Source organism: Sediminivirga luteola, from assembly GCF_014639315.1.
GTDB lineage: Bacteria > Actinomycetota > Actinomycetes > Actinomycetales > Brevibacteriaceae > Sediminivirga > Sediminivirga luteola.
Genome location: NZ_BMFY01000007.1, coordinates 49,535 through 65,185 on the forward strand (window position 1 = coordinate 49,535; position 15,651 = coordinate 65,185).

The following is a 15,651-nucleotide window of genomic DNA, read 5'->3' on the forward strand; positions in this document are numbered from 1 at the left end:
GAGGTTCCTGGGGAGCGCGTGCGCACCTACCGTCCAGGAGGTGCCACCACCATGACCACGACCAACGTCCCATCACGAACGGACTTCACCACCGGCGAAGGCCTGCGCGCCTTGCTGCACCGGCTCCACCAGGGTGGTCCGCGGGCATGGCGCGCCGACGCGGAAGCTGCCGCGCTGATGCACTACGCGGCGGAGAAGTACGCGCCCTTGGCTCGCAAGCACGGTCTGGATGCGTGGGAGGCGGCGTCGGCGGCGTTCGAGGCGATGCGCACCCCGGCAACAAGGCGGGCCGATGACCCGTGGGCGGTGGTCACGCGCGCGGTGCAGGTGACCTGCATCGCCGAGGAACGCGGCAACGGACTGTTGTGCTCGCCGCATCAGGCCAGGCGGGTGCAGTTCTCGGTGTTCCACGACGCGGAGCGCTTCAGCGACCGCGAGAACCCGCTGGCCGACTTCCATCCCGCGTTCCACCATCACGACCCGACCGGCACCGACCTCGCATCAGGACCGGAGCCCACGACGGAGTCGTCCACTGCGGCTTCCAGCGCGGCCGAGGACACGATCGCGCTGTTCACCATGCTCGGCTGGCCCCCACACACCGCCCGCGGCGCGATCGAGTACGTGTGCGAGCGTCTCGCCCGTGCCGGGTCCCGGCACACGGCGTTCGAGGCGCTGCGCCGCGACAAGTCTGCCCGGGCGCTGCTCGACCTGCCTGCGCCCTCGTGGCACGGGCTGCTGCGGACCGTGCTCGGCAACCCCGAACCCACCTATACGGGAACGTCGCTGGGACGGGGTGTGCTGGTGCGGTTGCTGATCGGTGAGCCGTTGCGGGTGCTGCTGCGCGATGACGACCTGGTGCTGACCATCACCGTCGCGGCCCCGAGTTCACCCTCTGGGGGCGAGGGCCGTGGGTAACCGAGACGGGCACATCGAGCTGGAACGCACCGTCGCCTCGATCATCGTCGGACGCCGGCACCGCACGGCATTCGGAGACATCGACCAGCTCGCCGTCTCCATCGACCGCGACGGGATCTTGCAACCGATCACCGTCACCCCCGACGGTGTGCTGGTGTGCGGGGCCAGGCGCCTGGCGGCGATCAAGAAACTCGGGTGGCGGACCGTGAAGGTGTGGGTGCGCGCCGGGATCACCGACCGTCTCGGGCAGCTGCTGGCTGAGCAGGACGACAACCAGCTGCACAAGCCCCTCACCCAGACCGAGCAAGCTGCGCTCTACCAGGAGCTGAAGGCGCTGATGGCCGAAGACGCCGCCAGCCGCCAAGAAGCCTCACGGTTCACCGCCGAAGGACAAAAGCCCAGGTCACACGGTGGGGCCACGGTGGCCCCACCGCCCCGCCCCGGGTCTGGGAAGACACGCGAGCAGGCCGCCCTGATGGTCACGGGCCGCAATTCCTACACGAGTCTGGAGCGCATCTCTCGACTCCAAGACCTCGCGAACGATCCAGCCCAGCCCGCGCGTGTGCGCGAGCGTGCGGCCGCCGAGCTGGAGGCTGTCGACGCTGGTGCGTCTATCACCGCGGCCGTCCAGAACACCAACGCTGAGCTGTCGTGGGCCGAGCTGGACCGGCTCGCTGCCGATGAGTCCCAGCCGGTCATGGTGCGCCGCCGCGCCGAGAGTGAGGCGGCACGGGTGCGTGAGCAGGCCGCACGCGACGCGAAGGCCGCCGAACTGGAGGCTCTCGCCAAGGAAGCCCTCGCCCGGGCCAAGGCGGCCAGCAAGAAGCGTCCTTCCCAGCGCCGCACCCCGGCGACGCCGCTGGAGGGAGTGGTGTTGCCGCCGCGGGCGTTCGTGCACGTCTGGGCCGAGCTGGGCGGCTGGTGGCACCACTACGACCCGGCACAGATCGCCGCCGAAGTGACCGATGAGGACTGGGAACGGTTCGAGGTCACCGTGGCCGGGACGATCGCGTTCGCCGAGCACGTCCGCACCCTGCGCACCCCCGAGACCGACACCGCGGACGAGGACAGCGAAGAGACCGCAACCCATCCGCGTGAGCCGATAGCCGTCTGACACGGCCGCGCGATCCTGCGCCCCTCCTGCCCTGGGTGGCGGTGTGCACCTGTGAGGCATGAACCCCTCTGACCTGACTTCCCGTCGCCGGGTGCTGATTGCCGTGATCGCCGCCGCCGTGGTGCTACTGGTGATCGTCGGCGTCGGCGCCTACGGCCTCATCCGCGGACCCCAGCCCACCGGCCCCAGCGGCGACGACGCGGTGACGCTCGCGCCCGGCCCTACCGGACCGTCCGGAACCTCGGCCACGCCTCGCCCCCTGTACGACACCACCGATGCAGAGGCGTTCGCCCGCTCCGTGGCGGTGTCGTTGTTCACCTGGGACACCACCGGCAGCCACGGACCCTCGGACTACGCCCAGGTGCTCGTCGACGTCGGCGACCCCACCGGGACCGAGACCTCCGGGCTGGCCTCTGACGTCCGCTCCTACCTCCCGGCCACCGACGCCTGGGCACAGCTACGGACGCATCAGACCAAGCAGTGGATCACCATCGAGACCGTCGAGATCCCCGACGCCTGGGCCGATGCCGAAACGCAGGCAGCCCCAGGGCAACTGCTGCCCGGCACCACCGCCTACACGATCACCGGCACCCGCCACCGGGCCGGCATCTGGGGCACCGAACCCATGCAGACCGAACGCCCGGTCTCGTTCACGGTCTTCATCGCGTGTGAGCCCTCGTTCGATGCGTGCCGGTTGCTGCGGCTCTCCCAAGTCGACAACCCCCTGCGTTGAGAGACGGGGTGATCCGGGATGCGTAAGATCCTCACCACCTTCGTTCTCGCCGCGTTTTTCCTTGGCCCCTCGGTGGTGCTGCTGGGTCTGGGGGTGCTGATGAACCCGGCCGCCCGCGCCGAGGCGATCTGCCTACCGGGCACCACTCTGACGGTCGGGCCGATCCCGGACTCCCTGACTGCGACCACCCGCAACGGCGAGGCGGTCACGCTGAACCGGGCCCAGCTCACCCACGCCGCCACGATCATCACCATCGGCGGGCAGACCGAGGGCATCGACGACCGCGGCGTCGTGATCGCGCTCATGGCCGCGTTGACCGAGTCCCACCTGCGGATGCTGTCCAACACCAGCGCCTACCCGGAGTCGGGTGACTATCCCAATGACGGCAACGGGTCCGATCATGACTCGCTGGGCTTGTTCCAGATGCGCCCCGCCACCGGGTGGGGCACCGTCGCGGAGTTGATGGACCCCACCTATCAGGCGCACGCGTTCTACGGCGGACCCGAAGGCCCGAACCACCCGAGCCCGCGGGGTCTACTGGACATCCCCGGCTGGGAACAGATGGACCCCGGCGAGGCCGCCCAAGCGGTCGAGGTCTCCGCCTACCCGGATCGGTATCAGAACTACCAGCCGGTCGCTGAGACCATCCTCGCCACCCTCACACGCCCGGCAGGCGGTGGGGACTCCGGTGTAGTGCCCGAGACATCCCGGGTGCTGTTCCCGCTGCCCGAAGGGACGTGGACCAAGACATCAGACTTCGGGTGGCGCACCCACCCCATCACCGGAGAACGGTCCTTCCACACCGGCACCGACTACGCCGCCGCGGACGGCACACCGTTGTTCGCGGTCGCCGATGGCCGCGTCACCACCGCGGAGTTCTCCGGCGGATATGGCGGGCTGATCGTCATCGACCACACCGTCGCCGGGCAGCGGGTCGCCACCGCCTATGCGCACATGTGGTCCCACGGCATTCACGTCCAAGCCGGTGACACCGTGACCGCCGGACAGCACATCGGCGACGTCGGCTCCTCGGGCAACTCCACCGGACCCCACCTGCACCTCGAAGTGCGCCCCGGCGGACCAGGCGCCGAAGCCGTCGACGCCGCCGAGTGGCTCGCCGAGCATGGCGCCAGCGAACACGACGGCGGCGAGACGGCCGGACCGGGATGCGCGCCCGGCGGGGACACCGGACCGCCCACAGAGTTTCCCGGCGGCGATCCCGACGCGATGGTCGACGACCCCACCAGCGATGGGCAGATCACCGCGCGCACCGCCCACGCCCTCGAACAAGTCCGCGCCGCGTTCCCCGAATCGGCCTGGGCCTGCTACTCACCACGCCCCGGCACCGTCTCCGAACACCCGCTCGGGCGAGCCTGTGACGGCACCTTCGGCAACGCCATCGGCGAACCTGCCACCGGCCAAGCCCTCGAACTCGGCTGGGCCGTCACGAACTGGCTCCAGACCCACGCCGAGTCCCTCGGCGTGGAGTACCTGATCTGGCAGGACCAGATCTGGTCGCTCGCTCGCGCCGATGAGGGCTGGCGCCCCTACACCCGAGGCACCGATGTCACGACCAGGCACCTCGATCACGTCCACGTCACGATCCGAGAAGGGGCCTGATGAGCATGGACGTCTTCCCGGACTTCGGTGCCGTGGGCGGGGCCGATGACCTTCGCGCCGTGATCGGCGCGCTGCTGACATTCGTCCTCATCGTCGCCGTGCTCATGCTGATCGTCTGTGCCATCACCTGGGCGCTCGCCACCGCCAACGGCCACCACACCGCCGCGACCAAGGCACGCGTCGGCGCGTGGACAGCCCTCGGCGCTGCGGCGCTCGCCGGTGGTGGCATCGCGTGGGTGAACTGGCTGCTCGACCTCGGCAGTCAGCTCTGAGCCCGGCCCGTCCCATGGGGTCGGTCTCAGCCGGTCAGATCGAGACATCGATCGCACCTGTGGCGAGGAAGTAGGGCGACGTGACCGGGAGTCGCCGCGAGTGAACCATCCGGAATCGGGCGGCCTGCCACCACGGGCCGATGTCGTGGGTACCGGTCAGGAACACGACTCGGCGCCCGTCGGACCACGGGACGACCGAGGGGCCGCAGACTCCCCGTCCCATCCACGACGGGATACCGGCCACGTCGGTGTCGAGAAGCCGCTGCGGCACTGACCAGTCCGCGCGATCAGGCGACGGCCTCGTCGCCCGCATGAGCCACAGCCCCTGGCTCGGGTAGGGGGTGGTGCCGTGCAGGTTGGTGCCGCGGGCGAGCATCATCTCCCATCCTTGCGGGGTCCGGTAGACCGCGTTGTCGAAGAATCCCTCCTCGGTCGTGGCGAAGCGGCGGGCAGGCTCCCACTCGATACCATCGACGCTGTCGGCCACGTGAAGCTCAAAGTCGGGCTGCTCGCCGGGGGCGACCTCGTGCGGAGTAGCCAGGAACCACATCCGGTAACCGCTCTCGACCGCGACCACGAGTGGCTCGAGAACACTGGCCCGGCCCGGCCATCCGGCCAGCGCCGGCACGTCCCGCCGCAGCCATTCACCTCGGACCCCGCGCGTGAGGACGCCGATGGCGTACGCGCTGCCCTCGCCGTAATGCCGCGCGCTTGCGCGGCCGGCGTAGTAGATCCGCGCATCACGGCCCTTGTGAGGTGGGACGTAGCTGGGGGTGTGCATGCCGCCTGCGTCCCACGAGCCCTTGGGCGGGTCGGGGGTGATCGGGTGCCGGTCGAGCATCCATCCCGCATGTCCTGGTTCGGCGCCGACGGGTAGGCGCGCCCGATAGAGGCGGTTGCGGAAGGTGGCGGAGAACCCGCCGATGAACATCACCCAGCGGCCGTCGATTAGATGCACGTCCGGATCGCTGAGGCCGAGGACGCCTCTCGGCATCCGGGAACCGAGCATGTCCCAGATCGGCTCGGCGATGAGTGGGCTCGGCGTGAATGACATGGCGGCCTCCGTGGTGAGCGCGCTTGAGCGCGGACTCCCCTGAGTGCCAGGTAGGTCATCACCAGCGTAGCGAATCACCGGTGTGGCGATCCCAGCGATCCATGTGCCTTGCGTGACTACTGCGAAGCTCATCGGCGATCAGTCAAGCCGGGAACGAGGGTGCACCTGTCCGACGAGAACCACCTCTCGTCGAGCTTGAAGGAGCACCCCGCCGTGAACACTCTGACCCTCATCACCGAAGCCGCCGCCCTCTACGGTTCGGCGTTGCCGATGCAGATCGACATCAACCCCAACGACTCCGGCCTGCCGGGCATCGGCCAGCTGCGCACCATCGTGGGCGCGGTCATGACCGTCGGCCTGATCCTGTCCGTCCTCGCGCTGATCGTCTCGGCGATCGTCTGGGGCTTCGGCGCCAACAGCTCCAACCCCCATCTCGCCGGACGCGGGAAGGTCGGCGTCCTCGTCTCCTGCGGGGCGGCGATCATCTGCGGCGCCGCGGTCACGCTCATCAACTTCTTCTGGAACGTCGGCCAGCAGGTCTGAGCCCACCCACCAACTCGACTCTGCGTGAAGGAGTGATCTGCGGTGGGTGTGTGCGATGTCCCCATCATCTCGTCCGTGTGCGATGTGGCCGGTGAAGCCGCTGCCACCCTCGTCTCCGCCCCATTCGACTGGCTGGCCTCGGCGATGGGTGCCGCCGCGGGCTGGCTCTTCGAGGCCGTGTGGGCGGTGTTCGACACCACCACTCTGGTCGACGTCACCAGCGATGAGTACGTCGGTGTCTACAACGTCCTGTTCGGCGTCGCGATCTTCATCATGCTGATCTTCTTCTGCCTCCAGCTCATCACCGGACTCATCCGCCGCGACCCCACCGCACTGTCTCGCGCTGCGCTGGGGCTGGCGAAGTCCGTGCTCGGGTCGTTTCTGGTCATCACGATCGTGGCGCTGCTGCTGGAGATCACCGACCAGCTCACCATCGGGATCGTCCAGGCCACCGGGAACACGATGGAAGGCATGGGCGATCGCATCGCCCTGCTCGCCGCCGGACTGGTCGGCATCAACATCGCCGCCCCCGGTGTCGGAGCGATCATCACGATTTTCCTCGCCGGGCTCGCGATCAGCGCGGCAGCGATCGTCTGGTTCTCCCTGCTGGTCCGCAAAGCCCTTTTGCTGGTCGCGATCGTGTTCGCGCCCATCGCTCTGGCGGGTTCGTCGTGGGATGCGACCAAGGGTTGGTTCTCCAAGTGGGCGGCCTTCGTCCTGGCGCTGATCGTCTCCAAGTTGGTGCTCGTGGTGATCTTCCTGGTCGCGATCACCCAAGTCTCAGCACCCATCGAGGCCGACCTGGCCTCGATCAGCGACCCGATCGCCGGGATCGTGCTGATGTTCATCGCCGCGTTCGCGCCCTACATGACCTACAAGTTCATCTCCTTCGTCGGCTTCGACATGTACCACGCGATGAGCAGCGAGCAGGAGGCCAAGGGCGCGATGAACCGGCCCATCCCCACCCCGTCCAAGCCTGCCGGAGAAGGACCGAAGAAGATCCTCGACGACACCTCCGGTAACGGCGGCAAGGGCGACGGCGGTGACGGGGGTGGGGGTGGTGGGCCGACGCCGCCGAAGACCACCCCGAAGAACGCGCCAGCCACCGCCGAGGCAGGCAAGGGAGCGACCGCCGGCAAGACCGCGGGAGCCGGTGCCGGATCTGGCGGCGCCGGTGCCGCCGGTGGTGGTGCGGGTGCCGGTGCTGCGGCCGCGGGGCCGGCTGCCGCCGCGGTGGTGGCGGCGAAGGTCGCCAAGGACTCCGCGACGGCCGGTCCGAAAGCTGGTGCTGCGGTCGGCGGTCATGCCGAGGCCCAGGCAGGGGCGGCGGACCAGACGGCGAGCACCCCGCCACCGGCCACTACTCCTGCGCCGGTGCCACCAGCCCAGCAGACGAAGCCGCCCGCGCCGTCGTCGAAGCCTGTCCCACCGCCGTCCTCGAAGCCGAAGGAGTGACCCTGTGATGGCACGCAAGCACAGCGATCACGATCAACGCGACGACGGCGTGCTGACGCCGGCCAAGTTCTCCCGCCTCACCCGTCGCGGCGTTCTGCTCGGGCTGTCGTTGCCGCAGCTCATCACCCTCGGAGCTGGTGTGCTCTCGGTCGTCGGCGCTCTGTACGCCGGTGGCGGCGTCCTGCTGGTCTACACCGCCCCCGTCTGGGTGGCCTGCGCGGTGCTGACCTGGGTGCCCGTGGGTGGCAGGAAGCTGATCGAGTGGCTGCCGGTCGCCTTCCGGTGGGTCTGGCGTGTCACGGGCGGGCAGCTCTTGTATCGCCGGACGGTGGTCAAGCCGCGCCCCGCCGGAACCCTGGCACTTCCGGGTGATGCCGCGAACCTGCGGGAGTTTCTGGACCTCGAGACCGGGGCGGCGATGATCCACGACCCGCACGCGAACACCCTCACCGCCATCGTCGGGCTGTCCCACCCGGCGTTCGTGCTCCTGGACCCCGGTGAGCAGGAACGCCGCGTCACCGCCTGGGGCCGCGTCCTGGCCACCGCCTGCCGCTCCGGGCGCATCGCCCGGCTCCAGGTCACCGAACGGACCCTGCCCGACTCCGGGACCGGCCTGGCCGAATGGTGGGCCGAGCACGGCACCGACGACGGTTCGTGGACCGCAACCACCTACGGCGAGTTGATCGAGCGCGCAGGACCGGCCGGGGAACGCCACGCCACCACGCTGTCGCTGGCGTTGGACATGAAGAACAGCTCCCGGCAGATCAGGACCGCAGGCGGCGGACTACGGGGAGCCGCCGCCGTCCTGCGCCAGGAGATGACCACCCTGGTCGCCGCGCTGCGTGCTGCAGACCTCACACCATCTGAATGGCTGACGCCAGGTGAGGTGGCGGTGATCCTGCGGGGTGCCTATGACCCGGCGATCGCGGCTACCCTGGAGCGCCACGGCGAACTGGGACGCGATCTGGCCACCGCCGGACCTGTCGCCCTCACCGAAAGCTGGGACCACCTACGCTCCGACAGCGCACATCACGCGGTGCTGTGGATCTCCGAATGGCCGCGCTCGATGGTCTACCCCGGCTTCCTCGCACCGCTCCTGCTCTCGACGGGCATCCAGCGCACGTTCTCCCTGGTCTGCACCCCGATCCGCTCCGACCAAGCAGCGCGGGACATCCGCAAGAAGAAGACCGAGTACATCTCCGACGCCGCCCAACGGGCGAAGATCGGGCAGATCGAGGACGCCTCCCAGACCGCGGAGTACCAGGACGTGCTCCAGCAGGAGGCCGACCTGACCGCCGGCCACGGGGTGCTGCGGTACACCGGCCTCATCTCCGTGTCCGCACCCACCGTCGACGAGCTGGAGGCCGCAGTCTCGGCGGTCGAACAGGCCGCGATCCAAGCCTCCTGCGAGACCCGCCGCCTGGTGGGCCAACAGGCGCAGGCATTCGCGGTCGCGGCCCTGCCGCTATGCCGGAGTGTGTAGTCCCCGTCGGGAACGCGTGGTGGTCGATGATGGGGAGACCATCGACGAGACGGAGACACCTATGGCGGACCTTCCCGACCATGAAGAGCGAGCCATCCGTGACTATGTCGACAGTCAGTCCCCAGCCGACGATCGCGCAGAGCTCGTGCAAAAGGTCGGTTCGCACCGCGTGCTGGGTCATGTGCATGAGGTGTACGACGTGCACTGCACTTCAACGCGCTGGTGGGTCATGACGAACCCAACCAATCTCTACCTCCAGTCCGATTTCCCGCAGGCCGAGCAAGCCCTGATCTTCCATATCGGCCTTGGCGCATTCATGGCGGAGCGGAGCCGAGCCGAGCTTGATGAAGACGCGGAAGAGCACGTCTCCTCGTCATGGCGACGGTTTCGTCAGGCGCTCGAAGCGATGGACGAGGCTTCAGAGTCAGAGGACTTCCAAGCTGTCGGGATCAAGTGCAGGGACGCGCTCATCGCTCTTGGAAAGTCCCATATGGACGCGCCGTGGCTTGGCGAGGTTCCGGGAGCGCCGAAGGCAGCGGACTTCAAGGGTTGGGCGAGCATCTACGCTGAACGCCTCACAGATGGGCGGATGCGTAACTACCTCAAAGCTCTGGCGGACAAGACCTGGGACTTGACGGTCTGGCTCCAGCACTACAGCAATGCCACGCCTGTCGACGCTGACATCGTGCTTGAGGCTACTGCTCACCTCATCGGTACGTTTGGCAAAGTCATCCGGCGACGTGAAGCAGGAGAGCCGGAGCGGTGCCCGCGCTGCGAGTCCTACCAGTTGGCTGAGGACATTCAGCACGACGCGGAACAGCGGGGCTTCTTCGCTTCGACAGTCTGTGGCGCTTGCGGCTGGCGCTCGGATGTGGACTTCACCCCGTGGGCGGAGCATTTCGAAGGATCTGACATCGAGGGCTATCTCTCCAGTCCCGGACTCGGCATCTCGGATCGACTTCATCCCGAAGGAGATGACTCCGCCGGTTAGGGGCTGGCTGGCGAGCGTGCGCACCTGACAGACGTCAACCGTCTGTGAGAAAGGGCGCCGCTCATGCCTACGTTCGATGATCCGATCAGCGACGCCTCGGAGGCATCGGCTGCGCTGCGTGGTCTGGCCCACGCGACCCGTTCCTTCGACGACCCGGCTGACACCTATGCGCTGATCGGTGACCTGCTGGCCGGGGTGCGATCGCTGCGCCAGGTGTTCGATCAGCTCGCTGCCGCGCACCTGTCCCATCAGGCTCGTGCGCACGATGACGACGGTGTCCATGCCGCCGGTGCACGCGATGCGCAGATGGCGGCCGACGACCTGCATCAGGCCGCCGCGCTCGTGGACGGCGCCGAGGAGCGCCTGAACCGGGCGTCGCAGGCGTCGGGGCGGGTCGCGTGGCATCCCGAGCCCGAGCCCGACCACACGATCCCGGAGCCGCGGTGGGTGAGCGTGGTGTTCCTGCAGGGCTCCGAGGCCGACCCGGTACTGGAAATGATCGACCGCGACGGCACCGACACGGCCATCGACCACCTTGCCGGGTGGGACGACGGCGAGGAGACCACGCAGGCGGCACTGGAGAACGGCTACGTCTACGACACGCCTCCGTCTGGTCGGTGGGATCGCGCCGTCACCCGCGGTGACTACACGCTGACCTACGACTACCTGCACGGCCACGTCGGACTGCTGCGCGCCCACGTCCCCGAGCCCGAGTACGCCGAACCCGAGCGATCCGGCGGCGCGCACGCAGGGGCGTTCGGGGTCGGTCAGGGGTTCAGTCAGCGTCGCGCATCGCGGCCGGTCGACCAGGCCGGTGCTCCGAGGCCGGGTCGCTCTGTATCGCCCGTGCGGCATCCGGCCTCGCGACCCGAGGTGCGGGGGTTGGGCCTGTGAGCGCCGAGCGTGAGCGGCTGCACAGCACGGTGCTGGTTGGCCCCAGTGGTGAACCTCGCCGGTACCGCAAGGCCCGCCGTCGGGCGGCAGCAGCGATCGAGACGGACGCTAAACGGGTCCGGACCGCCGAGCTGAAGGCCAAGGCCGAAGCCGAGCGTGCCGAACGCCGAGCCACGACCTACCTGCCCCGGGCCGGTGAGCCCGGCGCCGCCGCGTTGCGGACACCGGGACGGTTTCGGCTGCCTCGCCATCAGGACACCTCCGCGACGTTGGCCGGGGCCTATCCGTTCTTGGCCGAGGGCGGCCTGGGCTCTGAGGGCGTGTTCGTCGGCCAGGACCTGTACTCGGGCGGCAGCTTTGTCTACGACCCGTGGGTGCTGTACCAGCGCGGCATCATCACCGCCCCCAACGTCGTGCTGGCGGGGATCGTTGGCTCAGGCAAGTCCTCGCTGGCCAAGTCCCTCTACACCCGCTCGATCCCGTTCGGGCGCCGCGTCTACGTCCCCGGTGACCCCAAGGGCGAGCACACTCCGGTCGCCGAGCTCGTCGGCGGTAAGGCGATCGTGCTCGGTCATGGGCTGGCGAACCGGCTGAACCCGCTCGATGAGGGGCACCGACCCTCGGGGGTCTCGGACCTGGAGTGGACCACCCAGGTCGCCTCCAGACGTCGTGACCTGATCGGTGCGCTGGCCGCGACCGTGCTGGAGCGGTCGCTGTCGCCGTTGGAGCACACTGCGATCGATGTCGCGCTGACCGCCGTCGTCGCGGGCAACGACGTGCCGATCCTGCCGATGGTCGTCGACCACATCCTCCAGCCCCGCGCCGACGACGACAGCGACGGGCGGCTGGCTGAGGACGGTCGGATGGTCGGCCACGCGCTGCGCAGGCTCGTGGCCGGTGACCTGCAAGGACTCTTCGACGGACCGTCCACGGTGGCGTTCGACCCGAGCTTGCCGATGATCTCACTCGACCTGTCCCGGGTGGCGGAGAACTCCACCCTCATCAGCGTGTTGATGACGTGCAGTAGCGCGTGGATGGAGTCGGCGCTGCTGGACCCGGCCGGTGGGCAGCGGTGGGTAATCTACGACGAGGCCTGGCGGCTGATGTCCCATCCCGCGTTGTTGAAGCGGATGGATGCGCAGTGGCGCCTCGCGCGGCACTACGGGATCGCGAACATGCTGATCTTCCACAAGCTCACGGACCTGGACAACGTCGGCGACTCCGGCTCGGCCATGCGCGCGCTGGCCTCCTCGCTGCTGGCCAATGCCGAGACCAGGATCATCTACCGCCAGGAGTCCGATCAGCTCGGCGTCACCGCTTCCACGCTCGCCCTGACCGGCACGGAGCAGAAGCTACTGCCCGGGCTGGGCACGGGTCAGGGGTTGTGGCGGATCAAGGACAGGTCCTTCGTCTGCCAGCACCAGCTCCATCCTGCCGAATTGGAGGCCTTCGACACTCGGCTCCGGATGACCGGGGGCCAGTCATGAGCCGCCCCCGCTACCGCCGCTCCGGCAACCCCGGTGAGCCGGACGCCGGCCGGACACAGGACCACGACAAGTCGGCGGCGCCGGTGGTGCTGCCGCATGTTCTGGTGCGGGTCGACGACGACGGCACACTCGCGGTCACCGTGGACGGTGAGCCGTTCGAGCCCGAAGAGTTCGCCCCGCCCTGGCGGCGCTCGGGCTTCGGGACGCTGATCGATGCGGTGACCGGTGACCGGCGGGTGCCGGTGCGGGTGGAGGTCCGTGAGGTCGACGGCACCGCGTTCACCGACATCATCACCGCCGCCCGACGGCGCCCCGCCCCCGAACCCGAAGGCGAGTCGGCGCCCGAGGAGGCGACGGCGGCGGTCGAACTGGTGGAGGTCACCGGTGAGGGCTTCGTGCCGGGCGAGGATGTCGCGGTCGCGGTCATCGTCGCTCACACCGACGCCACACCGGCTGGCAACGCCCGCGCGCTGATCGACGCGGCCCAGCTCGACGCCGCCCGCTTGGCCAGTGCTGGAACCGGTGAGGTGTTCCTGCTCGGCAGGGTCTCGGGTGTCCAGGTGATCGTGAGGCCGCGATGAGTGCGCCGCGGACGCCGGGGACGGGTGACGGTCTGGCGAATCTCGCGATCGGCGCCCTGATCGGACTGGCGGGACTGGCTGGGGTGCTGCGCTTGGCGGGCACGATCGCCGCGTTCCTCACAGGCGCCCCACAACCGCGAGCGGGGGTCGCAACCGGGTTCATGGTCCTGGTGCAGCCTGGCGATCCCGGCGCCGCTCTGGACGCCGAGGGGCTGAGCGCGGTGGCGTACTGGATCACCGCGGTCATGCTGCTCGTCGGTTTGGGGGTGCTGGCGTGGTGGGTGTGGGGTCAGGTCCGCGACCATGCCCGCCGGGTCGAGGTCGATCCGCGACGACTGGCGGGCACAGCGACTCGTAGTGAGGTTGCCCGCGCCGCCTCCGGGCGTGCGCTGCTGGGTCGCGCGTCGACGTTGCGGCCTTCGCTCGACAAGCCCCAGACCGGGGATGTCGGCTACCTGCTGGGGCGTTCGCGTGGCGCGAGCGTGTGGGCGAGTGTGGAGGACTCGATCCTGCTCGTCGGCCCACCTCGTTCGGGCAAGGGCCTGCACGTGGTCATCAACGCCATCCTCGATGCGCCCGGCGCCGTGGTGACCACGAGTACCCGGCCGGACAACCTCACCGCGACGTTGAAGGCGCGTGAGCGTGATGGGCGGCCGGTGGCGGTGTTCGACCCCCAGCACTTGGCTGAGGGTGTGCCGGCGGGGTTGCGGTGGTCTCCGGTGCGCGGCTGTGAGGACCCGCTGACGGCGATGATCCGCGCCACCGGTCTGGCCTCTGGCACCGGCCTGTCGGCTGGTGGTGTGGAAGGTGGCGGGTTCTGGGAAGGCAAGACCCGCGCCGCACTGCAAGCGCTCCTGCACGCCGCCGCCCTCGACGGGCGTCCGCCATCGGAGCTGTTCCGGTGGACCCTCGACCCCACCGCCGCCGCCGAGGCCGTCAGCATCCTGTCGAACTCCTCCCAGGCCGCGACCGGGTGGGCCGAGTCGTTGGAGGCGATGATCGAGGCCGACCCCCGCACCCGCGACTCGATCTGGCAAGGCGTCTCCCTGTCCCTGGCCGCGCTGGCCGACCCGCGGGTGCTCGACGCGGTGAGCCCACGGGCAGGTGAGCACTTCGACCCCCAGACCTTCCTCACCGGCTCGGGCACCCTGTATCTGCTGGCCACCGGCGCGGGGGCGGGGGCGTCGTCGGCATTGGTGGCGGCGTTCGTCGAAGACCTCGTGGAGACCGCACGGCGCATCGCGGCCCGATCGGCTGGCGCGCGGTTGGACCCGCCGCTGTTGCTGGCGCTGGATGAGATCGGCAACCTCGCACCCCTGCCGTCGCTGCCGACGTTGATGGCCGAGGGTGGCGGGACCGGGATCACCACCCTGCCCGTCCTGCAGTCCCTCGCCCAAGCGCGGGACAAATGGGGTGAGAACGCCGCGAACGCGATCTGGGACGCCGCGATCGTGAAGATCATCCTGGGTGGGGCGTCGAACTCGCGTGATCTGGCGGACTTGTCGACCTTGATCGGCGAACGCGACGAGTACACCGACTCCACCACCGTCGGCGACCACGGCTCCCGGTCGGCTCAGCGCTCGGTACGCCGGGTGGCGATCCTGCCCCCGGACCGGCTCCGGACGTTGCCGTTCGGCACCGGCATCACCATGCTCCGCTCCGCGCCCCCGATCGTGACCGACCTGCGCCCCTGGACGAGCCGCGACGACGCCACGACGTTGAAGACCGACCGGGGCGCGGTCGAAGCGCTGCTCAGAAGCGAGCGCCCGTGAACCCCCGTCACTGGCGCCAGAGCGGGTGGCACTGATGGCCGCCCGCAGGCGCACGCCCCCGCCGGGTCAGCTCGAGCTGGACCTGTGGGGACTGGACGAGAGCGCGGCCGACGGCGCAATTAGCGACGCGCCGATCGCCGATGACGACGGAGCACCGGCTACGACGAGTCAGGGAGTCGATGATGAACCACTACGCGATCCGGGTCCGGGAGCACTGGACCCTGCACGCCCCGGACCGGGTGGCGGCGCTGGAGGACCCGGAGCGGTTCTTCAGCGACCTGGGGGCGCAGATCGCCGCCGAAGTGGCGGACCTGGCAGGCAGACTGCAGCACAGTCCGGCGTTGACCGTGGAGATGAGGCGCTCTTCGGGGCAGACTTACTTGCAGGACGCATCTCGTCGGATGACGGCGCGCAGGATCGCGGAGGAGATCGTGATGAACCAGCACCTGGCCTGGGCCGGCGATCCGAGCCTGCCGCTGGATCAGGCCCGCGAGGAGTGGGAGCAGACGCGCCCGGCCGACGAGAACCTGATCGCCTGGGCCGAGCGGACGCAGGACTCCCCGTACCCGATCTACTCGACAGCGGAGCTGGAGGACAAGGCGACCGAGTGGGCGCTGCCGACCGAGTTCCTGACCGGGCTCCTGGAGGCGGAGATCCCCCGGATGTACCTGGAAGCGAACCGGGAGATTCTCGCGGAGGCCGCGACTATCCGGTTCCTGCGCGAAGTCCACTAGCAC

At 69.3% G+C, this 15,651-nt stretch carries 15 protein-coding genes; 14 read left to right on the plus strand and 1 reads right to left on the minus strand.

All coding sequences use genetic code 11. The features are described 5' to 3' along the window. Positions 1-51: 51 nt before the first annotated feature. The 5 genes from IEW13_RS09075 to IEW13_RS09095 are packed head-to-tail and all read left to right on the plus strand — an operon-like array spanning position 52 to position 4,654. Positions 52-915 (plus strand): hypothetical protein, encoded by an 864-nt coding sequence (locus tag IEW13_RS09075; RefSeq protein WP_188550625.1) that lies wholly within the window; start codon positions 52-54, stop codon positions 913-915. Further along, positions 908-2,029 (plus strand): ParB N-terminal domain-containing protein, encoded by a 1,122-nt coding sequence (locus IEW13_RS09080; protein ID WP_188550626.1) that lies wholly within the window; start codon positions 908-910, stop codon positions 2,027-2,029. The genes IEW13_RS09075 and IEW13_RS09080 overlap by 8 nt, the downstream gene beginning before the upstream one ends. 58 nt (positions 2,030-2,087) lie before the next feature. After that, the gene (locus tag IEW13_RS09085) at positions 2,088-2,762 is read left to right on the plus strand and encodes a hypothetical protein (RefSeq protein ID WP_188550627.1); all 675 of its coding nucleotides are present in this window, start codon (positions 2,088-2,090) and stop codon (positions 2,760-2,762) included. 18 nt (positions 2,763-2,780) lie between these two features. Further along, complete coding sequence (locus IEW13_RS09090; RefSeq protein WP_188550628.1) at positions 2,781-4,382, plus strand: M23 family metallopeptidase; 1,602 nt, start codon at positions 2,781-2,783, stop codon at positions 4,380-4,382. A gap of 5 nt (positions 4,383-4,387) precedes the next feature. Then, on the plus strand, positions 4,388-4,654 hold the full coding sequence (locus IEW13_RS09095) for a DUF6112 family protein (RefSeq protein WP_188550734.1): 267 nt from the start codon (positions 4,388-4,390) through the stop codon (positions 4,652-4,654). 34 nt (positions 4,655-4,688) lie between these two features. On the opposite strand, the gene IEW13_RS09100 is transcribed toward IEW13_RS09095, so the two are convergent. Then, positions 4,689-5,708, minus strand: a complete 1,020-nt coding sequence (locus IEW13_RS09100; protein ID WP_229745046.1) for a hypothetical protein — start codon at positions 5,706-5,708, stop codon at positions 4,689-4,691. 270 nt (positions 5,709-5,978) lie between these two features. Here IEW13_RS09100 and IEW13_RS09105 point away from each other — a divergent pair, with 270 nt between their 5' ends. The 9 genes from IEW13_RS09105 to IEW13_RS09145 all read left to right on the plus strand — a co-directional run bounded on the left by IEW13_RS09105 (position 5,979) and on the right by IEW13_RS09145 (position 15,648). Next, on the plus strand, positions 5,979-6,251 hold the full coding sequence (locus tag IEW13_RS09105; protein WP_188550736.1) for a DUF6112 family protein: 273 nt from the start codon (positions 5,979-5,981) through the stop codon (positions 6,249-6,251). 42 nt (positions 6,252-6,293) lie between these two features. Beyond that, positions 6,294-7,706, plus strand: coding sequence for a TrbL/VirB6 family protein (locus tag IEW13_RS09110; protein WP_188550629.1), 1,413 nt, complete (start codon positions 6,294-6,296; stop codon positions 7,704-7,706). A gap of 7 nt (positions 7,707-7,713) precedes the next feature. Then, positions 7,714-9,189 carry a PrgI family protein gene (locus IEW13_RS09115; RefSeq protein ID WP_188550630.1) on the plus strand — a complete coding sequence of 492 codons (1,476 nt, stop codon included), beginning with the start codon at positions 7,714-7,716 and terminating at the stop codon, positions 9,187-9,189. A 16-nt stretch (positions 9,190-9,205) separates the two neighbouring features. Then, positions 9,206-10,180 (plus strand): hypothetical protein, encoded by a 975-nt coding sequence (locus IEW13_RS09120; RefSeq protein WP_188550631.1) that lies wholly within the window; start codon positions 9,206-9,208, stop codon positions 10,178-10,180. 63 nt (positions 10,181-10,243) lie between these two features. Next, positions 10,244-11,074: a hypothetical protein gene (locus IEW13_RS09125; protein ID WP_188550632.1), complete on the plus strand. Its 831-nt coding sequence runs from the start codon at positions 10,244-10,246 to the stop codon at positions 11,072-11,074. After that, positions 11,071-12,561, plus strand: coding sequence for a putative type IV secretion/conjugal transfer ATPase (locus IEW13_RS09130; protein ID WP_188550633.1), 1,491 nt, complete (start codon positions 11,071-11,073; stop codon positions 12,559-12,561). The genes IEW13_RS09125 and IEW13_RS09130 overlap by 4 nt, the downstream gene beginning before the upstream one ends. Beyond that, complete coding sequence (locus tag IEW13_RS09135) at positions 12,558-13,142, plus strand: hypothetical protein (RefSeq protein WP_229745047.1); 585 nt, start codon at positions 12,558-12,560, stop codon at positions 13,140-13,142. Before IEW13_RS09130 ends, IEW13_RS09135 begins: the two co-directional genes overlap by 4 nt. Next, entirely contained in the window at positions 13,139-14,914 is a 1,776-nt protein-coding gene (locus tag IEW13_RS09140) for a type IV secretory system conjugative DNA transfer family protein (RefSeq protein ID WP_188550634.1), read from the plus strand. Before IEW13_RS09135 ends, IEW13_RS09140 begins: the two co-directional genes overlap by 4 nt. 182 nt (positions 14,915-15,096) lie before the next feature. Then, positions 15,097-15,648 carry a hypothetical protein gene (locus tag IEW13_RS09145; protein WP_188550635.1) on the plus strand — a complete coding sequence of 184 codons (552 nt, stop codon included), beginning with the start codon at positions 15,097-15,099 and terminating at the stop codon, positions 15,646-15,648. Positions 15,649-15,651: the final 3 nt, after the last annotated feature.